Source organism: Prauserella oleivorans, assembly GCF_042685745.1.
Taxonomy (GTDB): Bacteria; Actinomycetota; Actinomycetes; order Mycobacteriales; family Pseudonocardiaceae; genus Prauserella_A; species Prauserella_A oleivorans.
This window is the reverse complement of record NZ_JBHUNT010000001.1, coordinates 1,176,850-1,195,787: the sequence shown is the minus strand read 5'-3', so window position 1 is coordinate 1,195,787 and position 18,938 is coordinate 1,176,850. Positions and strand designations below refer to the sequence as shown.

Annotated in this window: 17 protein-coding genes; 7 read left to right on the top strand and 10 right to left on the bottom strand. The window is 70.6% G+C overall.

Going from position 1 to position 18,938, the window contains the following annotated elements; translation table 11 throughout:
- Positions 1-8: 8 nt before the first annotated feature.
- Positions 9-419 (top strand): arsenate reductase ArsC, encoded by a 411-nt coding sequence (locus tag ACFSZT_RS05950; protein WP_377389643.1) that lies wholly within the window; start codon positions 9-11, stop codon positions 417-419.
- Between the two features lie 104 nt (positions 420-523).
- Here ACFSZT_RS05950 and ACFSZT_RS05945 read toward each other — a convergent pair whose 3' ends face one another.
- Positions 524-1,147, bottom strand: coding sequence for a GntR family transcriptional regulator (locus ACFSZT_RS05945; RefSeq protein WP_377389645.1), 624 nt, complete (start codon positions 1,145-1,147; stop codon positions 524-526).
- Positions 1,148-1,222: 75 nt separating this feature from the next.
- Entirely contained in the window at positions 1,223-2,719 is a 1,497-nt protein-coding gene (gene tcuA / locus ACFSZT_RS05940; RefSeq protein WP_377389647.1) for an FAD-dependent tricarballylate dehydrogenase TcuA, read from the bottom strand.
- Between the two features lie 85 nt (positions 2,720-2,804).
- Here tcuA and ACFSZT_RS05935 point away from each other — a divergent pair, with 85 nt between their 5' ends.
- From ACFSZT_RS05935 to ACFSZT_RS05925, 3 genes are read left to right on the top strand one after another with little or no spacing between them, the layout of a single operon-like run.
- On the top strand, positions 2,805-3,851 hold the full coding sequence (locus tag ACFSZT_RS05935) for a Bug family tripartite tricarboxylate transporter substrate binding protein (protein WP_377389649.1): 1,047 nt from the start codon (positions 2,805-2,807) through the stop codon (positions 3,849-3,851).
- Between the two features lie 5 nt (positions 3,852-3,856).
- Positions 3,857-4,369 carry a tripartite tricarboxylate transporter TctB family protein gene (locus ACFSZT_RS05930; RefSeq protein ID WP_377389651.1) on the top strand — a complete coding sequence of 171 codons (513 nt, stop codon included), beginning with the start codon at positions 3,857-3,859 and terminating at the stop codon, positions 4,367-4,369.
- The gene (locus tag ACFSZT_RS05925; RefSeq protein ID WP_377389653.1) at positions 4,370-5,872 is read left to right on the top strand and encodes a tripartite tricarboxylate transporter permease; all 1,503 of its coding nucleotides are present in this window, start codon (positions 4,370-4,372) and stop codon (positions 5,870-5,872) included.
- Between the two features lie 27 nt (positions 5,873-5,899).
- On the opposite strand, the gene ACFSZT_RS05920 is transcribed toward ACFSZT_RS05925, so the two are convergent.
- Positions 5,900-7,162, bottom strand: a complete 1,263-nt coding sequence (locus ACFSZT_RS05920; RefSeq protein WP_377389655.1) for a hypothetical protein — start codon at positions 7,160-7,162, stop codon at positions 5,900-5,902.
- Between the two features lie 349 nt (positions 7,163-7,511).
- Between ACFSZT_RS05920 and ACFSZT_RS05915 the strand changes: the two genes are divergently transcribed.
- A complete protein-coding gene (locus tag ACFSZT_RS05915) occupies positions 7,512-8,270 on the top strand; it encodes a hypothetical protein (RefSeq protein ID WP_377389657.1) in 759 nt (252 codons plus the stop codon).
- 9 nt (positions 8,271-8,279) lie between these two features.
- Here ACFSZT_RS05915 and ACFSZT_RS05910 read toward each other — a convergent pair whose 3' ends face one another.
- Genes ACFSZT_RS05910 through ACFSZT_RS05890 form a run of 5 tightly spaced genes read right to left on the bottom strand, consistent with a single transcriptional unit; the run spans position 8,280 to position 12,353 of the window.
- Positions 8,280-9,107 carry a cytidyltransferase gene (locus ACFSZT_RS05910; protein ID WP_377389659.1) on the bottom strand — a complete coding sequence of 276 codons (828 nt, stop codon included), beginning with the start codon at positions 9,105-9,107 and terminating at the stop codon, positions 8,280-8,282.
- The gene (locus tag ACFSZT_RS05905; protein ID WP_377389661.1) at positions 9,104-9,289 is read right to left on the bottom strand and encodes a hypothetical protein; all 186 of its coding nucleotides are present in this window, start codon (positions 9,287-9,289) and stop codon (positions 9,104-9,106) included. Before ACFSZT_RS05905 ends, ACFSZT_RS05910 begins: the two co-directional genes overlap by 4 nt.
- 19 nt (positions 9,290-9,308) lie before the next feature.
- The gene (gene catA, locus ACFSZT_RS05900; protein ID WP_377389663.1) at positions 9,309-10,163 is read right to left on the bottom strand and encodes a catechol 1,2-dioxygenase; all 855 of its coding nucleotides are present in this window, start codon (positions 10,161-10,163) and stop codon (positions 9,309-9,311) included.
- Positions 10,164-10,167: 4 nt separating this feature from the next.
- On the bottom strand, positions 10,168-11,739 hold the full coding sequence (locus ACFSZT_RS05895; RefSeq protein WP_377389665.1) for a 4-hydroxyphenylacetate 3-hydroxylase family protein: 1,572 nt from the start codon (positions 11,737-11,739) through the stop codon (positions 10,168-10,170).
- A gap of 53 nt (positions 11,740-11,792) precedes the next feature.
- Complete coding sequence (locus ACFSZT_RS05890; protein WP_377389667.1) at positions 11,793-12,353, bottom strand: flavin reductase family protein; 561 nt, start codon at positions 12,351-12,353, stop codon at positions 11,793-11,795.
- A 116-nt stretch (positions 12,354-12,469) separates the two neighbouring features.
- Here ACFSZT_RS05890 and ACFSZT_RS05885 point away from each other — a divergent pair, with 116 nt between their 5' ends.
- On the top strand, positions 12,470-13,297 hold the full coding sequence (locus ACFSZT_RS05885; RefSeq protein ID WP_377389669.1) for an IclR family transcriptional regulator domain-containing protein: 828 nt from the start codon (positions 12,470-12,472) through the stop codon (positions 13,295-13,297).
- Between the two features lie 67 nt (positions 13,298-13,364).
- Here the strand turns inward: ACFSZT_RS05885 and ACFSZT_RS05880 are convergent, their stop codons facing one another.
- Positions 13,365-14,291, bottom strand: coding sequence for an alpha/beta hydrolase (locus tag ACFSZT_RS05880; protein ID WP_377389671.1), 927 nt, complete (start codon positions 14,289-14,291; stop codon positions 13,365-13,367).
- Between the two features lie 25 nt (positions 14,292-14,316).
- On the bottom strand, positions 14,317-15,966 hold the full coding sequence (locus ACFSZT_RS05875; RefSeq protein WP_377389673.1) for a flavin-containing monooxygenase: 1,650 nt from the start codon (positions 15,964-15,966) through the stop codon (positions 14,317-14,319).
- A 185-nt stretch (positions 15,967-16,151) separates the two neighbouring features.
- Between ACFSZT_RS05875 and ACFSZT_RS05870 the strand changes: the two genes are divergently transcribed.
- Positions 16,152-18,569 carry an ATP-binding protein gene (locus ACFSZT_RS05870; protein ID WP_377389675.1) on the top strand — a complete coding sequence of 806 codons (2,418 nt, stop codon included), beginning with the start codon at positions 16,152-16,154 and terminating at the stop codon, positions 18,567-18,569.
- Positions 18,570-18,938: the final 369 nt, after the last annotated feature.

Below are 18,938 nucleotides of genomic sequence, written 5' to 3'. Positions count from 1 at the left end.
GAGTCTCGATGCCCGGAAAGCCGGAAGTGCTCTTCGTCTGCGTGCACAACGCGGGGCGGTCCCAGATGGCCGCCGCCCTGCTCGACCACTACGCCGAGGGTCGGGTCATGGTCCGCTCGGCAGGCTCGGCGCCCGCCGACACCGTCAACCCCGCGGTGGTGCAGGTGATGCGCGAGATCGGGCTGGACCTGTCGCGGGAGTTCCCGAAACCGCTCACCACCGAAGCCGTCCAGGCCGCCGACGTCGTCATCACCATGGGCTGCGGCGACGCCTGCCCCGTCTTCCCCGGCAAGCGCTACCTCGACTGGGAACTCGACGACCCCGCCGGCAAATCCGTCGACGACGTGCGCCCGATCCGCGACGAGATCGGCCGCCGCGTCCGAGCCCTGCTGGCGGAGTTGTTGCCGGCCGGGAGCTGAGCAACGGCCGACACGGCAACGGGAACGGGCGACACGGCTACCCGAACCGCAGACACGGCAACCGGAACGCGCAACACGCCTCGCCGGCACGCACGGCACGCCCGTCAGGACTGGGTTGCCGCCTCGCGCAACAGTTTCAGCCGGATCGCGCGGGCCGTGTTCATGTGGTCGGCCGCGATCGCCCTGGCGCGGGCCTCGTCCTTGTCCCGGACCGCGCTCAGCAGGGCCTCGTGCTCGTCGAGCGCCTCCCGCCACCGGTCGCCGACCGAGAGCGTGGAGCGGGGCGCGTGAACAAGGTGCCCGGTGAGCCGTTCGAGCAGGTCGATGAGCACCGGGTTGTGCGTCGCCCGCCAGAGGGCGGCGTGGAACTCGAGGTTGGTGCGCATGCGCGTGGCGTCGTCGGGGTCGGTCAAATCGCGGTCGCGGGCGAGCAGGCCCTCCAGCCGCAGCAGGTCGGTGGTGCGCCGGGCCGAGGCAGCTTGCCCGGCCGCCTCGGCCTCGAGGAGCACGCGCATGTCGTAGACCTGCACGACCTCCTCGGGATCGATGCTGCGCACCTCCATGCCGCGGGTACCCGCGACGAGGAGCCGGTCCTGTTCCAGTCGCCGCAGCGCCTCCCGCACCGGTGTGCGGGAGACACCGAACCGGTTCGCGAGCGCGATCTCCCGTAGCGGGTCACCCGGCGAGACGGCGCCGGAGAGGATCTCCGCGCGCAACTGTGCGTACACGGTTTGCGCGTCGGTTCGCCCTGTGCCGCTGCCTGCCATCGCCGGGTTCCGCTCCTGGTCTCGGTCGGTGTTCTGCTACGCCAGTGTCCCAGCCCGGCGTCCGAACACCGCGCCAGAGGTGAGGCCGGTGCCGCCGGGGTAGTTGCCGCTGAACAACCCGCCGAGCATCTCTCCACAGACGTAGAGCCCCGGGATCGGCTCACCGGAGCCGTCCAGCACCCGGCCGTGCGGGTCGGCACGCAGGCCACCGAACGTGAACGTGATGCCACACGTCACCGGGAACGCGTAGAAGGGCGCCTTCTCGAGCGGAATCGCCCAGTTGGACTTGGGCGGGTCGACATGCGCGGCCCTGCCGTCCTTCACGGCGATGTCGAGTGGCACGTCGGTGTCGATCGACTTGTTGAACTCGGCAACGGTGCGCGCGAGCGCATCGGCATCGACCCCGATGCCCGCCGCGAGCTCGTCGAGCGTGTCGGCCGTCACGACGGACACGCCGGGCATGTCGTACTCCTCCGTGCGCAGCATCGGCCGGGTCTGCGCGTCGAAGAGCTGGAACGCGAGTCCGTCCGGCTGAGCCAGGATGCGCGCCCCGTACTGGGCGTAGGTGTAGTTGCGGAAGTCGGCGCCCTCGTCGACGAACCGCTCGCCGCGCTTGTTCACCACGATGCCGAGCGGATAGCCGCCGCGGGTGAGCTGGTTGGTCAGCTCGCGGTTGCTCTCGTTGTCCGCCGCCCACGCGTCCCAGGCGACACTGTGGCAGGTGGACCAGTCGCCGTAGGTGTCCGCGCCCGCGGCGATGGCGGCGGAGAGCATGTCCCCGGTGTTGAGGGGTGTGCCGCGCACCTTCGCGCGCTGCCAGCCGGCACCGAGATGCCGCTCCCGCAGCTCGGGATTCGCCTCGAAGCCACCGGCCGCGAGCACCACCGACTCGGCACGCACGGTCCCGCTCTCGCCGTTCTCGGCGGTCCAGGTGAGTCCGACGATGCGACCGCCCTCCCGCAGCAGATCGCGCGCCCGCACGCCGTAGCGAATCTCGACGCCCTCCCGCCGCGCGGCCTCGGTGTGCTGCTCCATCAGGCCCTTGCCACCGCCGGTGCTGCCGATGGCGAGTCCGCCCCAGAACACCTGGCGTCCCCGCGAGTCGGGGTAGGCCTGGCGCTCGTACATCAGCCGGTAACGCAGGCCCTTGGAGTGCAGCCAGCGCAGGGTGTCCTGACTCTCGGAGACGAGGACCTCGGTGAGCTCGGGATCATTGCGGCCCGAGGTCACCTTGGCCATGTCGGCGCGGAACTGCTCGGGCGGGTACGGGGGCAGGTCGCTGATGGCGTGCCGCTCGTCAGGATCGAGCAGATCGGCGACAGAGGCCAGGCCGTCGTGAGCCACGCGCACCGCGCCGGCGGTGTAGTAGCTGTTGCCACCCTCCTGGCCCCGACTTCCCTTCTCCAGCAGCAGAACGCGCCGTCCGCGCTCGGCCGCGGCGTGCGCCGCGCTGAAGCCGGCGTTGCCGCCGCCGACGACGACCACATCGACGTGCTCGGTACCGAGTCCGGACCCGGATACGGCCTGCGTCATCGAACCTCCAAGGCTTGTCAACAGTTGAACACCACTGTATACAGACGTATCCAGAAGCGTCGAGTCAACGACCGAAGGACGTTCGATGGAGCAACGAGGCTCTCCACCAGGGCCCGAGGGCAGGCAACCACGCACCCGGCGGATGACGCGCTGGATCCCGTGGGCGGTGGCCATGCTGGTCACCGGAGCCGTCGTGGCGACCGCGCCGGCCGGAGAATCCCACGCCGGGGCGACCGTGCAGGACGTGCTGGGCGGCCAACAGCTGCGGATCATGGCGCCCGCTGCGCCCGGCGGCGGCTGGGACCAGACGTCCCGGGAGATGCAGGGCGCGCTCCGCGAACTGGTCGGGCGCACCGAGGTCTACAACGTCGCGGGAGCCGGCGGCACGATCGGACTCAGCCAGTTCGTGCGGTTCGAGGGCGACCCGACGCAGCTGCTCACCACCGGGTTGATCATGGTCGGTGCCGTCAAGGCCAACGGCGCCGAATACTCGCTCGCCGACACGACGCCACTGGTGCGGCTCACCACCGACTATCAGGCGATCGTCGTGCCCACCAGCTCGCCGCTGCGCGACACGGGCGACCTGGCCGCCGCGATGCGCGAGGACCTGCCGTCGGTGTCGATCGCGGGCGGGTCCGCGGGCGGAGTCGAGCAGATCCTCGCCGGGCTGCTCGCCAAGGCCGTCGGTGCGAACCCCGCCGACGTCAGCTACGTCGCGCACTCGGGCGGCGGAGAAGCGCTCACCACGTTGCTGTCCGGACGCGCGACGATCGGGATCTCGGGAGTGTCCGAGATCCAGCCGCAGATCGAGGCGGGCACCGTGCGCGCGCTCGCGGTGTCCAGCCCGGAACGGCTGCCGGCTCTGCCCGGCGTACCCACGTTGCGGGAAGGCGGGCTCGACGTCGAACTGCAGAACTGGCGCGGTGTCGTCGCCCCCCACGGCATCAGCGACGAGCACGAACGTGCCTTGGAGCGCCTGCTGCTCGACATGACGCGGACCCAGGCGTGGCGGGACGCGCTCGCGCGCCGGGGTTGGGGTGACGCGACACTCGCCGGCCCGGAGTTCGAGCGATTCGTGCGCTCCGAACAGCAACGGGTGTCCCAGGTGCTCGACGAGATCGGACTGGGGTGATCAGCATGACCGACGTCAAGCCGGTGGCGGACACCGGCACCGAGGAAAGCGGCACCGACCGCAGAACGGCCCGCGCGTCCGCTCTCTTCGGCGGGCTGATGCTGGTGGGAGCCGTGCTGGTGATCGTGGACGCGGTCCGGCTGCCCGACACGTCCGGCGTCGTGGGGCCGGCCGCCGTGCCGCTGCCGGTCGGTGTCCTACTGGGTGTCGTCGGGGCCGGACTGCTCGTGCGGGCCCGCTCGGAGCTTCGCGAGACCCGGCCGGGCGCGGAGCGGCCTCCGCACGGAACCCTGCGGCTCGGCGCCATGGTGGGTGTGCTCGTGGCGTTCGCGCTGCTGCTGCCCGTGCTCGGCTACGTGCTCTGCTCCGCGGCCTTGTTCACGGTCACGGCTGTCCTGCTCGGCGCGCCGCGCGTCACACAGGCGATCGCCTACGGCTGGGCATTGGCCGGGATCGTCTTCCTCGTCTTCGACCGGCTCATCGGCCTGACGTTGCCGACCGGGCCCTGGGGGTTCTGAATGGACCAGATCGGACTCCTGCTCGACGGATTCGCCGCCGCGCTCACACCCGGCCACCTGCTGTGGGCTCTGGTGGGCGTCACCATCGGCACGGCCGTCGGCGTGCTGCCCGGCATCGGACCGGCGCTCACGGTCGCGCTGCTGTTGCCCATCACGTTCCGGCTCGACCCCGCGAGTGCGCTCATCCTGTTCGCGGGCATCTACTACGGCGGCATGTACGGCGGCTCCACGACGTCGATCCTGCTCAATACCCCCGGCGAGAGCGCGTCCATGATCTCCGCGCTGGAGGGCAACAAGATGGCGCGGGCGGGCCGGGCGGCCGCGGCGCTCGCGACGGCAGCCCTCGGCAGCTTCGTGGCAGGCACGATCGGCACGGTCGCTCTGACGTTCCTCGCGCCGGTGTTGTCGGACTTCGCGACCGGCTTCGGCCCGCCGGAGTACGTCGCGCTGATGGCGCTGGCGTTCGTGACGGTGAGCGCGCTGCTCGGCCGGAGCCTGCTCAAGGGCGCCGCGAGCCTGTTGGTGGGGTTGACCCTCGGGCTCGTCGGCATCGACTCGCAGAGTGGCCAGCCGCGCATGGTGTTCGGCATCGACTCACTGCTCGACGGCATCGACGTCGTCATTGTCGTCGTGGCGCTCTTCGCGCTGAGCGAGGCGTTCCAGCACCTGCTCGCCGGTACCGGGCACAGCACCGTCCAGCCACTGCGCGAACGAGCGATTCTGTCCAGATCGGACTTTCGCCGGTCGTGGCCCGCCTGGCTGCGCGGTACTGCGCTGGGCTTCCCGATCGGGAGTCTGCCCGCGGGCGGCGCCGAGGTGCCGACCTTCCTCAGCTACAGCGTGGAGAAGAAGCTCACCAAGCACCCGGAGGAGTTCGGCAAGGGTGCGATCGAAGGCGTCGCCGGACCGGAATCGGCCAACAACGCCGCCGCGGCGGGCGTTCTGGTACCGCTGCTCACCATCGGGCTGCCCACCTCAGCCACCGCCGCCGTCATCCTGACCGCGTTCCAGTCGTACGGCCTGCAACCGGGGCCCCAGCTGTTCACCGAATCCGGACCACTCGTGTGGACACTCATCGCGAGCCTCTATGTCGGCAACGTGATGCTGCTCGTGCTGAACCTGCCGCTGGTCCGGATGTGGGCGAAGCTGCTCACCATCCCGTCGTACGGCATTTACGCGGGCGTGCTGGTCTTCGCGACACTGGGCACCTACGCGGCGGGCGGGACGACGGTCGACCTCGTTGTTCTGTGCGCTCTCGGGTTGCTCGGCCTGCTCATGCGTGAGGCCGCGATACCCGTCGCGCCGGCGATCGTCGGGCTGATCCTCGGTCCGCTGGCCGAGCAGCAACTTCGGCGCGCCCTGACGCTGTCCGAAGGAGACCCGTCGATTCTGCTGTCCGGTCCGATCACGATCGTGCTGTGGTGCGTCGTGGCGGTGGCGCTGCTCGCTCCGGCGGGCCGGGCGCTGTTCCGGAAGCGGGCCCGTGCGGTCGCCTCGCGGTGAACCGCCGGGCCCGCCTGCCGGGTGCGCTCACTTCGCCGAGACGTCCAGCACCGCGGCGGTGTCGGTCATCTCCGCCACCGAGAAGGTCACCCTCACCCCACCCGTACCGAACTGCGCGGTACCCGCACCGCTGAGCCGGATCAGGCCGCTGCCGCCGGCAATCCACACGGTCCCGTCGCTCACGGCGATCGTGAAGACGGTGCCGCGCACGGTGACGTCCACCGGCGCCGACACCTCGATCTGGCAGGTGCCGCCCCGGCACGCGGCGACATCGGTGCCGTTGCGGGCCTGCGGCAGGGTTTCGGCCCGGGACGGTGTGACATCGGCCGGTTCGCACGTCGGCGCGAGGTCGTAGGAGGCGGCGAGTGCCGGGTGCTTCCGGGCAAGTGCGGACAGGTCCGGCCCCGGCGGCCTGATCGCCGTGACGACGCCGGCCATCTCGCGCGCTCGCGCCCGCAGCTGCTCGATCGGCAGGTCGTAGAGGTCGAAGGCCATCGTGGCGGAGTCCTCGGGCAGCCGAGCCGCTGCCGCGTCGATGGCCGTGCGCAGTGCCGACCGGTAGGCGTCCGCCTCGGCGATCCCGGTCCGGGGCAGCTCCGTCAGCGGTTGCCCGAGGGACCGCACCTGCGACGGCACGGACGTGAGATAGGACGACAACTCCATGCTCTCGAACCGTGCGAAGCTCGGGTGCTTCAGCAGCTCGTCGCCCGGTTCCGGCACCGTGCGGACCGAGGTGAGCACCTCGCACATGGTGTCGGCCCAGCGCACCAGCGGGCGGGTGGCGGCCGTCGACAGCTCGGGCCGCGGCTTCAGCGGGTTGCAGCTCGGAGCGAGGTGGTACGACGGCGCCAGCGAGCGCGTCCGCGCGGCGAGCCTGGCGAGTTCGGGCTGCTGCTTGCCGAGGCCCTCGATCAGCTCGGTGACGCGGCGCGGATCCGGCGGCGGTGCCGTGCCGTCCTGCGGCAGCTGCTCCCGGAGCCGCTCGAGCCGGCGCGTCAGCGTGGTGACGTAGTCGTCGGCCGGCTTGACTCGCGAGGGCTCGAGGTCGCGCAAGGACGCCAGGACGGTGTCCACATCGGATGCGACCTGCATGGCGTAGTACGTGGATGCGTGCTTCTCGCGAAGGCTGTCGACGGTACTCAGGTTCGAGCACACGGTCTCCGACCAGGTGACGAGCGCCCTGGTCGGTGGCGGCGCCTCCGGCCGGGCGGGTTCGGCCTGGCCCCCGGTCGAACACCCCGCGACGAGAAGCAGACCGACGGCGAACATGGCGGCCGGGCGAATGCGCATCGCGACCCCATCCTTTCCCTGTGCTGACCCGGCCGACGCTACGTGGGGAGATCACGCGAACACGGGTCGTGGCACGAACCGGCCACGGGATGGAGGGGATGGCGCCGGCCCCCGCTGGGGGTCCAGGGGCCGGCGCCGCGGCGCCCCGGGGGGAGCAGGGCGCGCACAAGATAGGAGGGCAGGCCGCGCGAGCGGTGACGCGCCACCGTGAGTCTCACCCATTTGGGGGAGAGTTTGAGGCGATACACCCACCGAGACGAGGTGCTCGGGGCGTGCCGGCCACTCGGTTCGGGCAGCGGTGCCCGTAACCGGGCACGGCCGACGTGGCCCGCGGCTAAGCTCCGCAGTCATGACCTATGGAGGTCCCGGTCCCGGTTATCCGCAGCAGCCCGGTCCAGGAAAGCAGTGGCAGCAGGGACAGCAGGGACAGCAGTGGCCCCAGCGGCAACAGGCACCATGGCCGCACGGCCACCCGCAGCAGGCGTACCCGCACCAGCAGCCGGCGCCACACCCTGCCCATCCGCAGCAGCCCTACCCGTCGCGGCCCTACCTGCAGCACCAGCCGCCCGGTCAGGAGCCACCGCTGACGCTGCCCGGCTGGGGCGCCATTCCCGCTCTGCTGGGTGTGGTGCTGGCCGTCCTCGGCCTGTTCGCGCTGCCGTGGGTATCCGACGTGAGCTTCAGCGAGCTCAACGACTCGATCCGGGCGGCCGCCGCCTCCGCCACCGGTCTCGACGGCAACGACCGGTGGATCGAGCTCTACGTGACCCAGGGCGTCTTCATCGCACTCGGAGTGGCGGCGGTCGCCCCGGCGACATGGTCGCTCGGCGCCATCCGCTCGCGCGAGAGCATCCGGAAACGCGGCGGCGTGACGAGAAAGAGCCTGCAGGAGGGCCGGACCGGGCCGACGCGCATCCTGATCTCCGTCCTCACCGGCCTCTGCCTGCTCTATCACGTCGTGAGCCTCTTCATCCTCACCGACAACGGTGAGCACCTCGACGAGCTCGACGCGGGCCCGTGGCTGCTGGTGGCGGGCACCGCGCTGTCCGTGGCCGGTGCGGTGATCGGTCCGCGCATCCCCCGCGCGCCGGGGTGGCCCGCGCGCTGACCGCCCGGCTCAGCGAGTGGCGAGCAGGTCCAGCCCTGCCGGGCCCGGCTGGGGCCGGGACAGGTGCAGGACGAGCCGACCGTCCGGGGTGACCTCGACGTCCACGGTGTCCACGGTGTCCACGGTGTCCACGGTGTGCTCGGTGCACCGGCTCGCCAGGCGCCCGGCGTACCGGCCGGGTGCGGGCAGCGCTGTGTGCTCCGGGACGACGAGCTCGCCGCCCGCCGTGAGGTAACCGTCGAGGTGATGCGGGCGGCCGAGCGCTCTCCGGGCACCCTCGAGATCTCCCCGCCGGAGGCAGCCGCGGATGTAGGTGGACGAGAACGCACCGTCGGCTCCCCGCACGAGCTCCACCCCGAGGACGCGGAAGCCGTGCCGATCGCCGAGCCACCGCAAGGTGTCGACCGTGCCGGCGCCCCGGTGGCCGAAGGTGAAGTTCTCGCCGACCACCACAGCGGCGGCCCGCAGTCGTTCCACGAGGACCTCGGTGACGAACTCGGCGGGCTCGAGCCGCGCGAACGTCTTCGTGAACGGCAGCACGCACACCTGGTCCACGCCGTGGTCCCACGCCAGCTCGGCCCGGCGCTCGATGGTGCTGAGCGCGGCGGTGTCCCGCGGCAGCCCCACGACACGCGCGGGGTGCGGATCGAAGGTCACCAGCACGGTAGGCAACCCGAGTTCACGCCCGGTGTCCAGGGCACGTCCGATCAGCTGGGCGTGCCCGCGGTGCACCCCGTCGAACACGCCGAGGGTCACCACGCGCGGCCCGAGCTCGGCGGGCACGTCCGCCAGGCCGTGCCAGAGCTGCCGGGTTCTCGTCGTCGTCGGTGCGGTCATGGGCTGCTCCTGGTGAAGGCCGCGCGGGCATCGAGCTCGACGCCCGGCCGCACGACACCCTCATCGAGGCCGGTCATGCCACCCGCCGTGCGGATGAACGGCATCGGCTGCACCGTCGTCCCGGCGCGAGCAGGCCGGTCGAGCCCGCGGGTCTCGACGTGGTCGATGAGGGTGTCGTGCACCGTCGGGTCCCCTTCTCGGTTACCGGGTGCGTTCGAGCACGAAGTCGTACTCGGAGCGCACCCGCCCGTCACCCAGCGGCTGCGGGGACAGGACGAGCTCGGGCTTGGTCGCCTGCGCGACGTCGCTGTCGAGCCACTCGCCGCCCTCGAAGTACAGCTGGGTGGTGATGCTGCGGTACCCGGGCGCCCGCACGATGAGGTGCAGGTGCGCCGGGCGCCACGGGTGCCAGCCCGCCGACTCGATGAGCTTGCCGGTCGGGCCGTCGGTCGGGATCTGGTACGGAGCCGGCTGCACCGTGCTGATCTCGAACCGCCCCTGTTCGTCGGCGACGACCACGCCGCGCAGCAGACCATCCGGCAGGTGCGGCGCGAATCCCGAGTAGTAGCCCTCGGCGTCGGCGTGCCAGATGTCGAGCTCGGCCCCGGCGACGGGGTTGCCGTCGGTGTCGCGGACCTGGCCCGCGAACACCAGCCGAGTGCCCTGCTCGTCGGGCCGCGTGGGCAGTGCGGCCACGGACGGCAGCCGCTGCTGGTCCGGCAGGTAGTACGGGCCGAGGATGCTGCCCTTGGTGCCCTGCTGGTTCTCGGCGGCGACCTCCTCCACGACGTGCTCGACGAACACGTCCAGGAACAGCGGCCACTCGCCACCCTCGCCGACCTCGATCAGCCACGCCTTGGCGGCCTGGAACTCGTCGTAGGTGACCTTCTCCTCGCGGATCGCGTCGTGGATTCCGGCCAGGACGCGGCCCACCACCGCGCTGATCCGCTCCGGCGACACCTCGCCCGGCCGCGACTGTTGCCTGATCGCGCGGAACGCCTGGGTCGCCGACGTGCCGGAGTCGTGGGCGGTCGGTGATTGTTCGGTCGTGGTCATGGCTCTACTTCCGCAGGCTCACGTCGGTGGGGTTGATGAGGTCAGGCGTGGTCCAGCCGTCCAGGTCGTACTCGGCCATGCACTGCTCGGCGAAGCCCTTCATGGCGTCGGCGGTGCCGGACTGCTGCGCGTTGAACAGCATCTCGGCGCGCACGCCCTCGTGGTTTCCGGAGTAGTTGCGCTCGTAGAGCTCGTGCCTGCCGCCGAACTCGCTGCCGATGGAGTCCCAGATCAGCTTCATGAGCTTCACCCGCTCCACGGCGTCCATGCCGTTGGAGCCGCGCACGTACTTGTCCAGGTACGGGCGGATCTCCGGCGACTTGAAGTCGGCGGCGTGGGACGGCAGGTAGATCAGCCCGGAGCCGAGGTCCTGCATGATGATCTCCCGGATCCGCGGGTAGCCGACCGTCATGAACCAGCGGTAGGCGAGCCCGTAGTCAAGGTGCGGCAGCACGGCACCGTCGACCCACTCGTCCGGTTTGGCGGCCATCGCGTCGGAGAGCGCCCAGAACATGTTGCGCCAGCCGATGACCTCGCCGACACGGGTCTGGATGCCACGGAAGTCCTTGGTGCCGGTGGCTTCCACGCCCTTCATGAGCAGACCGGCGAGGAAGTCCAGCTTCACGGCCAGGCGGGTCACGCCGTGGAAGGTGAAGCGGTGCAGGAAGCCGGAGCCGGGGAAGAACGTCGAGGCCTTGTCGGCGTCGCCGTAGATGAACACGTTCTCCCACGGGATCTTCACGCGGTCGAGCACGAAGATCGTGTCGTTCTCGTCGAACCGCGACGAGAGCGGGTAGTCGAACGGCGACGACATCACGTCGGAGGAGTTCGAGTACGAGTGCCGGCAGATCAGCTTCATGCCCGGCGCGCCCATCGGCACCGTGCACACGAGGGCGAACTCGCGCTTCTTGATCGGCAGGCCGTAGTGCGCGATGAAGTTGTAGTGCGTGATCGCCGAGCCGGTGGCCACCACCTTGGCGCCCGAGACGATCAGGCCGTCGTCACGCTCCTCCTCGACGTGGATGAAGACGTCCTTGACCTCGTCGGGGTTGCGGTCGCGGTCCACCGGCGGGTTGATGATCGCGTGGTTCCAGTACAGGACCTTCTCCTGCGACTCGGTGTACCAGCGGCGGGCGTTGTCCGCGAACGGCTCGTAGAAGTTGCCGTTGGCGCCGAGGGTGCCGAGGAAGGACGCCTTGTAGTCGGGGCTGCGGCCCATCCAGCCGTAGGTCATCCGCGCCCACTCGGCGATGGCGTTGCGGTCGGCGTAGAGGTCGGCACTGGACCGCGGGGTGCGGAAGAACGGGTGGGTGAAGCCGGAGCTGCCTGTGTCCGTCGGCACCGTCAGCACGTCCTGCTTGTCCGGGTCGTGCAGCGCGTCGTACAGCCGCGCGGTCATCCGCACGGAGTTGCGGAAGGCGGGGTGCGTGGTGACGTCGGTGACCTTGTCGCCGTAGATGAACACCTCGCGGCCGTCCCGGATGGACTCGATGTACTCCTCACCCGTGAACGGGCGGGTGGCCCGTTGTCCCGCGTCCGCGGCGCTGGCGCCGGGCGTCTGCTGCTCGACAGTCATCAATGTTCCCTTCTTCGTTGAACGGTCGGTTTCGTCTTGAGCGCCCGGGACGCTCAGGCGGGGACGCGGGACAGATCCGCGCCCGAGGGCAGGCCGAACCAGCTCGCGTGCGGGCAGTCGACCGAGGCGGCCCAGTGCGCCGTGGTGTCCACCTCGCCCAGTTCCCGGAACCTGCCCGCGAAGAACAACAGCGGTTCGGCGTCGGTGAACTCGATGTCGACGACCTCGCCGAGCACGATCAGGTGGTCGCCGCCGTCGTAGGTACGCCACGGGCGGCAGGAGATGGTCGCCGCGTTGCCGATCAGCACCGGCGCGGTCGGCCCGTCCGTCCACTTCGGACCCGGCTCCTGCGGTCGGCCCGCGAAGTGCCAGGCGATGTGCTGCTGCTCGGCGGCGAGCACGTTCACGGCGAACGGCGCGCCGTCGAGGTATCCGCCTGCCTTGGACTTCCGGGTCAGCGTCACCTGGCACAGCGCCGGGTCCAGCGAGACCGCCGTGAAGGCGTTCACCGTGGCCCCGTGCGGCTGTCCGTCGGGGTTGGTGCAGCTCACCACGGTGACACCGGTGGCGAACCGGCCGAACCCGTCGCGGAGCACCCGCTGATCGAGCGTCATCATCGACTCCTTCGTACGCTATGCGTACAATATGACCGCTATGCGTTCAATGGCGCATAGCATGCCGGGGCTGGGGACGCGAAGTCAAGCCCGGTACTACGGAAAGATGAGCGGACATGGACACCGAGAGAAATCCGCGAGACCACATCCAGAGCCTCGAACGTGGATTCGCGGTCCTGCAGGCGTTCGACGAGCAACGCACGAACCCGACGCTGGCCGAACTCGCCGCCGCCACCGGGCTGGCCAGGCCGGTCGTGCGCCGGATTCTCATCACGCTGGAAAACCTCGGCTATGTCCGGGGCGAGGCAGGACGATGGTCGTTGACGCCGCGCGTGCTCAGCATCGGCCACCACTACTCCGCCTCCCACGCGGTCGTCGAGGTTTCCCAGCCACACCTGTTGCGGCTGGCCGAGCAGACCAACGAATCGGCCTCGCTCGCCGCGCTGGACGGGTCCGAGGTCGTCTACATCGGACGCGTTCCCGTCCGGCGCATCATGAGCATCAACGTCGCCATCGGCACCCGGATCCCGGCACACGCCACCTCGCTGGGCCGCGTGCTGCTGGCCTGGGCACCCGCCGAACGTGTCCAGCAGGTGATCGACGAGACCGGCCTGCGCGCGTTCACCGAACGCACCATCACCGACCCCGCCGAGTTCCGGCGCAACCTCGCCACCGTCCGCAGGCAGGGCTACTCCCTCGTCGCGGGTGAACTCGAGGAGGGCCTCGTCTCCCTCTCCGCGCCCGTCCGCGACCCGGCGGGCAATGTCGTCGCGGCGCTCGCCACCTCGACCTCCACCGCCAGGGCAGACCTCGACCGCCTGCGCGGCGAGATCGCGCCCCTGGTGATACGCACGGCCGAGGCGATCAGCTCCGATTACGGCTACAAGGCCACCTCCGGCAAGGCGACCTCCACCGTCCACACCGCACATGAGGGCTTCTTCTGACGACGTGACGTGGAGACGGCCGGCCCGGCCACCGTGGTCGGTGCCGGCGACCGGGCCGACCGCGGCTTCAGGACAATTGGCGGCGCAAGAAGTCCACGACCGCCTGATGCTGCTCGGCACTGCGCGGCACCGCGCCGGACATCCAGAACACGCCGTGCACGAGCCCGTCGAACCGGCGCACGGTCGCGTCGGCGCCCGCCTGCTTCAGCCGCTCGCCGAACTCCTCGGCCTCGTCCCGGAGCGTGTCGTACTCGTTGGTGAGGATGAGCGTCGGACCGAGCGAGCCGAGCGCGGGCGACCCGGCGATGTCGAGGCGCGGGTCCGCCAGGTCCTCGGGCCCGGTGACGTACTGCGCGCCGAACCACTCCAGCGCGGCCAGGTGGATCACGTACCCCTCGGCAAACTCGCGCCGCGACGCGGTGTCCGCGGCCGGATCGATGAGCGGGTACACCATCACCTGAGCCCGGACCTCGGGTGCACCGGCCTCGTGCGCCCGCAGCGCGGCCGACACCGCGAGGTTGCCGCCCACGCTGTCGCCCGCGACCGCCAGCCGCGCCGGATCACCACCGTAGGCGCCGATCTCCTTGCCGACCCACTGCAACGCTTGGAAGACGTCGTCGTGGGCGGCTGGGAACTTCGCCTCCGGGGCACGTCGGTAGGTCACCGCGACCACCATCGCGCCCGTGTCGTTGGCCAGCGCGCGGGCAGGCGAGTCCACCACCTCGAGGCTGCCCGCGACGAAGCCGCCACCGTGCACGTAGACCACGACGGGCAGCGGACCGTCACCCTCGGGGACGTAGATCCTGGCGCGCTGGTCCGGGTCGGAGCCGTAGGAGACGTCGACGACCCGGGCGACGTCGGGGCCGGGCCGCTGCAACCCGACGAAGCTCGCGACGGCTTCCCGGGTCGCTTCCACCCCGACCTTCTCGAAGGACTGGAAACCCTGCTGTGCCAGGCCGTTCAGCAATTCCTGCACGGCGGGATCGAGTGGCATTGTCTTCTCTCCTCGTGTCCGTTGGTCAGGCGCCGACCAGCGCGCCGCGAGCGGTCAGGTGGAATCCCTCGTATCCGTTGCGGACGACCTCGTCGCACTTGGCGCGGTAGGCCGGCGCTCCGCCGAGGTAGACGAGCACGCGCTTCGGCTTGCCCGGGACGTTGTTGCCCATGTACCAGGACGTCGGCGAGTTCGGCAGCAGGGTGGCGTCGGCGAGCTCGTTGGTGTGACGCACCCACTCGCGTTCGGCGTCCTCGGACGGTTCGATCACGGCGAGGCCGTTCTCCCGCAGGTGGCTGATGGCGTCGGCGAGGAAGTCGACGTGATCCTCGATGGCCAGCGGCATGTTGTAGAGCACGGACGGGCTCTGCGGGCCGGTGATCATGAACAGGTTCGGGAAGCCCGAGGACATCAGGCCGAGATAGGTCTGCGGGCCGTCCGCCCAGTGCTCGGCGAGCTTCCGCCCGCCGCGGCCGGTGATGTTCATCGCCAGCAGCGGTCCGGTGCAGGCGTCGAACCCCGTGGCCAGTACCAGGCAGTCCAGCTCGTACTCGGTGCCGTCCGCCAGCCGCACGCCACGCGGGGTGACCTCGGCGATCGGGTTCGACTTGACGTCGACGAGCTCGACGTTGTCGCGGTTGTAGGCCTCGTAGTAGTCGGTCTCCAGCGGCGGGCGCTTCGTGCCGTACGGGTAGTCCTTGGGGCAGAGCAACTCCGCCGTCCGCGGGTCCTTGACGCGCTCCCGGATGCGTTCGCGGATGTACTCGGCGACCGTGTCGTTGGCGCGCTGGTCGAACAGGATGTCCTGGAAGGCGTCGATGAACAGCCGGAATCCGCCCCGGTTCCAGCGGTCCTCGAACACCCGGCGGCGCTCCTCCGCGCTCACCGCCAGCGCCGAGGGCTGCACGTCGGAGTACGGCACGCCGAGGAAGTGGTTGCGGGACGCCTCCCGGATCTGCCGGTAGTTCGCCTTGTCGCGGGCCTCTTCCTCGGGGTCCGTGGGCGCGTTCCCGATCGGGGTGGCGTAGTTGGGGGTCCGCTGGAACACGGTCAGGTGGCCGGACATCTTGGCCAGCTCGCTGACGGCCTGGATGCCCGAGGAGCCGACACCGATGATGCCGACGCGCTTGCCTTCGAACGACGGTTCCTCGTGCGGCCAGTTGCCCGTCATGTACACCTCGCCGGCGAAGGTGTCCACGCCCGGGAACTCGGGCTTTTTCGGCACGGACAACGTGCCCGCGCCCGAGACGAAGTAGGGCGCGCGCAGCACGTCACCCTTGTCGGTGCGAACCTCCCACAGCCCGGCGTCGTCGTCCCAGGTGACGCTGGTGATCCGGGTTCCGAACCGGATGCTGCGCCGCAGGTCGAAGCGGTCGGCCACGTGGCTGAGGTAGGAGAGGATCTCCGGCTGCGCGCAGAACTTCTCCGTCCAATGCCATTCCCGCTGCAGGTCCTCGTCGAACGAGTACGAGTAGTGCACGCTCTCGATGTCGACCCGTGCACCGGGGTAGCGGTTCCAGTACCAGGTGCCGCCGACGTCCCCGGCCGCGTCGAACGCCTGGACGTCGAGTCCCAGCTGGTCGCGGAGCTTGTGGATCGCGTAGAGCCCGGCGAACCCGGCACCGACGATGATCGCGTCGTGGTCTTGGGGGGCTGTCGTCGTTGAAGCCGCCACGGCGAACCTGCCTCTCTGGCTGGTGTGATGTGCGTCCTTGCACCGCTCAGCGTGTCGGGGGACACAGTCGGCCGGACAGGGCGAGATCACCCCATTCATCACCCCATTGCCGTTGCGTCACCACCCGGGTGGCGTGCTCATGCCATGCTCAGACGTCACACGCACGAACGAGCGCAGGAGGCGTCATGGGCGACGTCGGGTCGGCACTCCAGGCACTGACCAGCTTCGTCGGCAGACGGGGCGACCTCGCTTCGCTGACGACGTACCTTCAGCAGTCCCGCCTGGTCACGGTCACCGGGCCGGGAGGTGTCGGGAAGACGCGCACGGCCCTGGTGGTCGCCGAGCGGATGCGGTCGGCGTTCCCGGACGGCGTGCACACGGTCTGGCTGGCCAGCGTCACCGACCCCACCCAGCTGGCCCCGGCGGCCGCCACGGCACTGGGCGTCGCCGACCAGTCGAACCGGGCCGCGGTCGACCGGATCATCAGTCACCTGACCGGCCGCAGCACCCTGCTCGTCCTGGACAACTGCGAGCACCTGCTCGACGCCGGCGTCCGGTTCGTCACCCGGCTGCTCGAGGCACTCCCGGATCTGCGCATCCTCGCCACCAGCAGGGAGCCGCTCGGCCTCAGCGGTGAGCAGGTCCACTGGCTGGGCCCGCTGGCGGTGCCCAGCGACGCCGATCTGGCGAGCGCCGGCACCCTCGAACACGTGCCCGCCGTCCGCCTGTTCGCCGACCGGGCACGCAGCGTGGTTCCCGGCTTCGCGGTGAACCAGCACAACCGGGAGTCCGTCGCGCAGCTGTGCAAGCAGCTGGACGGGATGCCGCTCGCCATCGAGCTGGCCGCCGTCCGCCTGCGGTCACTGTCCGTGGCGCAGATCGTCGAGCGGCTCGATCGGCGCTTCCAGCTGCTCAGCACCGGCAACCGCGACTCCGACCCCCGGCAGCGGTCGCTGAGGGCGCTGATCGACTGGAGCCACGAGCTGTGCGACGCCGACGAGCGGCTGCTCTGGGCGCGGCTGGCCGTGTTCCCGGCACCGGCCGACCTGGAGAGCATCGAGCAGGTCTGCGGCTTCGGCGAGCTCAGCGGCGACCGGCTGCTCGAAGCGATCGACGGGCTCGTGGCCAAGTCGGTGGTGTCGGTGGAGCGGCACCACGAGCGGGTGCGGTACAGCCAGTTCGTCACCCTCCGCGAGTACGGCGCGGAGCTGCTCGAACAATCGGGTGAGGCGGAGCTGCTGCACCGCAGGCACCGGGACCACTACACGCGCCGGGCGGCCACGATGGTGGACCGGTGGTGTGGCCCGCACCAGGCCGAGGACCTCGCGCAGCTACGCGACGACCACCCGAACCTGCTCGCCGCGCTCGCCTGGTCGGCCGAGACTCCCGGCGAGGCGCGTGCGGGCGCGCACCTGGCCGCGTTGCTGCGCTACCACTGGATCGCGGGCGGCTTCCTCACCTACGGCAGGCGCTGGCTGGAGCGGCTGCTCGACCGGCTCGATCCCGGGGTGCCGGAACGCGGGCACGCGCTGTGGGTGGCCGCGTGGGTGGCGCTGATCCAGGGCGACCGGGGTGTGGCCCGGACCTATCTCAATGAGTGTGCCCGGCTCGCCGAGGACCTCGGCGACCTCGCCATGCGGGGACACGCCGCCCACTGGCGTGCGCTGCTCAACCTGTTCGAAGGCGACTTGCTGCCCGCGATCGCCCTGTACCACCAGGCCATCGACATCCACCGATCGGCGGGTGATCTCGGTGCGGAGCTCACCGCTGGTTATCAGCTGGCGATGGCGCAAACGTATGCGGGACGCTCGCAGGACGCCCTGCGAACGTGCCTCGACGTCGAACGGCGCAGTGCCCGCCACGGTGAGTTGTGGGCCCGCGGTTACGCGTTCTGGGTTCGGGCGATCTGCCAGGTCCACCTCGGTGACCGCCTCGAGGCCCGGGACGCCATCAAGGCCACGATGGAGATCGAGCGGGAGTTCCGCGACGGCGTCTGCACGGCCCTGAGCACGGAGGTGGCCTCGTGGGTCGCCGCCGCCTTCGGGCACTACGAGAACGCCGCGGCGCTGGCCGGCGCGGCCACCTCGGTGTGGCAGCAACTCGGCACCAGCCTCGCGGCGTTCGGCCCGCACGCGCTCGCCGACGGTCGCGATTGTGCCCTGCGGATCGACGCCGAGCTGGGCCCGGAGCGAGCCGGGGAGATCCGGGCCCGGTACTCCCGGGTCACGGTGCAGCAGGCGGTGGCGCTCGGCATCGAACTCGCCGATCAGGCGGGCGAGCCCGTGACCACACGCACGCCCGGCGTGTGGCGGAGCCGGCCGCTGGCGCCCGCGGCGTCGGCCGACGTGCGGCTGACGCGGCGGGAACACCAGGTGGTCGAGCTGATCGCGCAGGGGTTGAGCAACAAGGAGATCGCCGAGACGCTGACGATCTCACCACGCACAGTGGACGGCCATGTCGAGCGGATCCTGCGCAAGCTGGATGTCTCCTCCCGTACGCAGGTCGCGTCGTGGTTCGCCTCTGTGGCCACAGTGGACACTGCCACCGCGCCGGCGCCCGCGCCCCGCGGCGAGCCGGGCCAGGGTTCCCGCGCGAGCAGGTGACGACGCGCCCGTCCTGACCGGACGGGCGCGAGAAGCGGCACGAGAACACCGCGACCACGGTCGGCGGGGTGGGTGCGCCGGGCGGGTCACCACCTGATCGCGGAGCGCGCGTGCGCCCCGCACCCGGCCGGGACGGCGCGATAAAGCGGCCGGACCCCCATCTCGTCGGCCGGCACCGCCCGATCGAGTCCGCGACCGCGCTCCCGGGTTCGGTCGCCGCACCGATCAGCCGCCCCCGAGAGATACCGAGCTCACTCAGCGCATTCGGTCACTCATGGCGACGGACACCGACCCCCATTGCCGGCGATCCTCGCCGAATCGGGGCTTGTACCGACCGGTCCGTTCCAATTATGGTTCGGCTGTGCTCCA

What these genes read in the sequence shown, in the direction of transcription:
- ACFSZT_RS05930 (WP_377389651.1), top strand. Translation starts at nt 3,857, where the DNA reads ATGACCGACGTCAAGCCGGTGGCGGACACCGGCACCGAGGAAAGCGGC.
- ACFSZT_RS05885 (WP_377389669.1), top strand. Translation starts at nt 12,470, where the DNA reads ATGGACACCGAGAGAAATCCGCGAGACCACATCCAGAGCCTCGAACGT.
- ACFSZT_RS05915 (WP_377389657.1), top strand. Translation starts at nt 7,512, where the DNA reads ATGACCTATGGAGGTCCCGGTCCCGGTTATCCGCAGCAGCCCGGTCCA.
- ACFSZT_RS05870 (WP_377389675.1), top strand. Translation starts at nt 16,152, where the DNA reads ATGGGCGACGTCGGGTCGGCACTCCAGGCACTGACCAGCTTCGTCGGC.
- ACFSZT_RS05920 (WP_377389655.1), bottom strand. Translation starts at nt 7,162, where the DNA reads ATGCGCATTCGCCCGGCCGCCATGTTCGCCGTCGGTCTGCTTCTCGTC.
- ACFSZT_RS05950 (WP_377389643.1), top strand. Translation starts at nt 9, where the DNA reads ATGCCCGGAAAGCCGGAAGTGCTCTTCGTCTGCGTGCACAACGCGGGG.
- tcuA (WP_377389647.1), bottom strand. Translation starts at nt 2,719, where the DNA reads ATGACGCAGGCCGTATCCGGGTCCGGACTCGGTACCGAGCACGTCGAT.
- ACFSZT_RS05910 (WP_377389659.1), bottom strand. Translation starts at nt 9,107, where the DNA reads ATGACCGCACCGACGACGACGAGAACCCGGCAGCTCTGGCACGGCCTG.
- ACFSZT_RS05890 (WP_377389667.1), bottom strand. Translation starts at nt 12,353, where the DNA reads ATGACGCTCGATCAGCGGGTGCTCCGCGACGGGTTCGGCCGGTTCGCC.
- catA (WP_377389663.1), bottom strand. Translation starts at nt 10,163, where the DNA reads ATGACCACGACCGAACAATCACCGACCGCCCACGACTCCGGCACGTCG.
- ACFSZT_RS05880 (WP_377389671.1), bottom strand. Translation starts at nt 14,291, where the DNA reads ATGCCACTCGATCCCGCCGTGCAGGAATTGCTGAACGGCCTGGCACAG.
- ACFSZT_RS05925 (WP_377389653.1), top strand. Translation starts at nt 4,370, where the DNA reads ATGGACCAGATCGGACTCCTGCTCGACGGATTCGCCGCCGCGCTCACA.
- ACFSZT_RS05935 (WP_377389649.1), top strand. Translation starts at nt 2,805, where the DNA reads ATGGAGCAACGAGGCTCTCCACCAGGGCCCGAGGGCAGGCAACCACGC.
- ACFSZT_RS05895 (WP_377389665.1), bottom strand. Translation starts at nt 11,739, where the DNA reads ATGACTGTCGAGCAGCAGACGCCCGGCGCCAGCGCCGCGGACGCGGGA.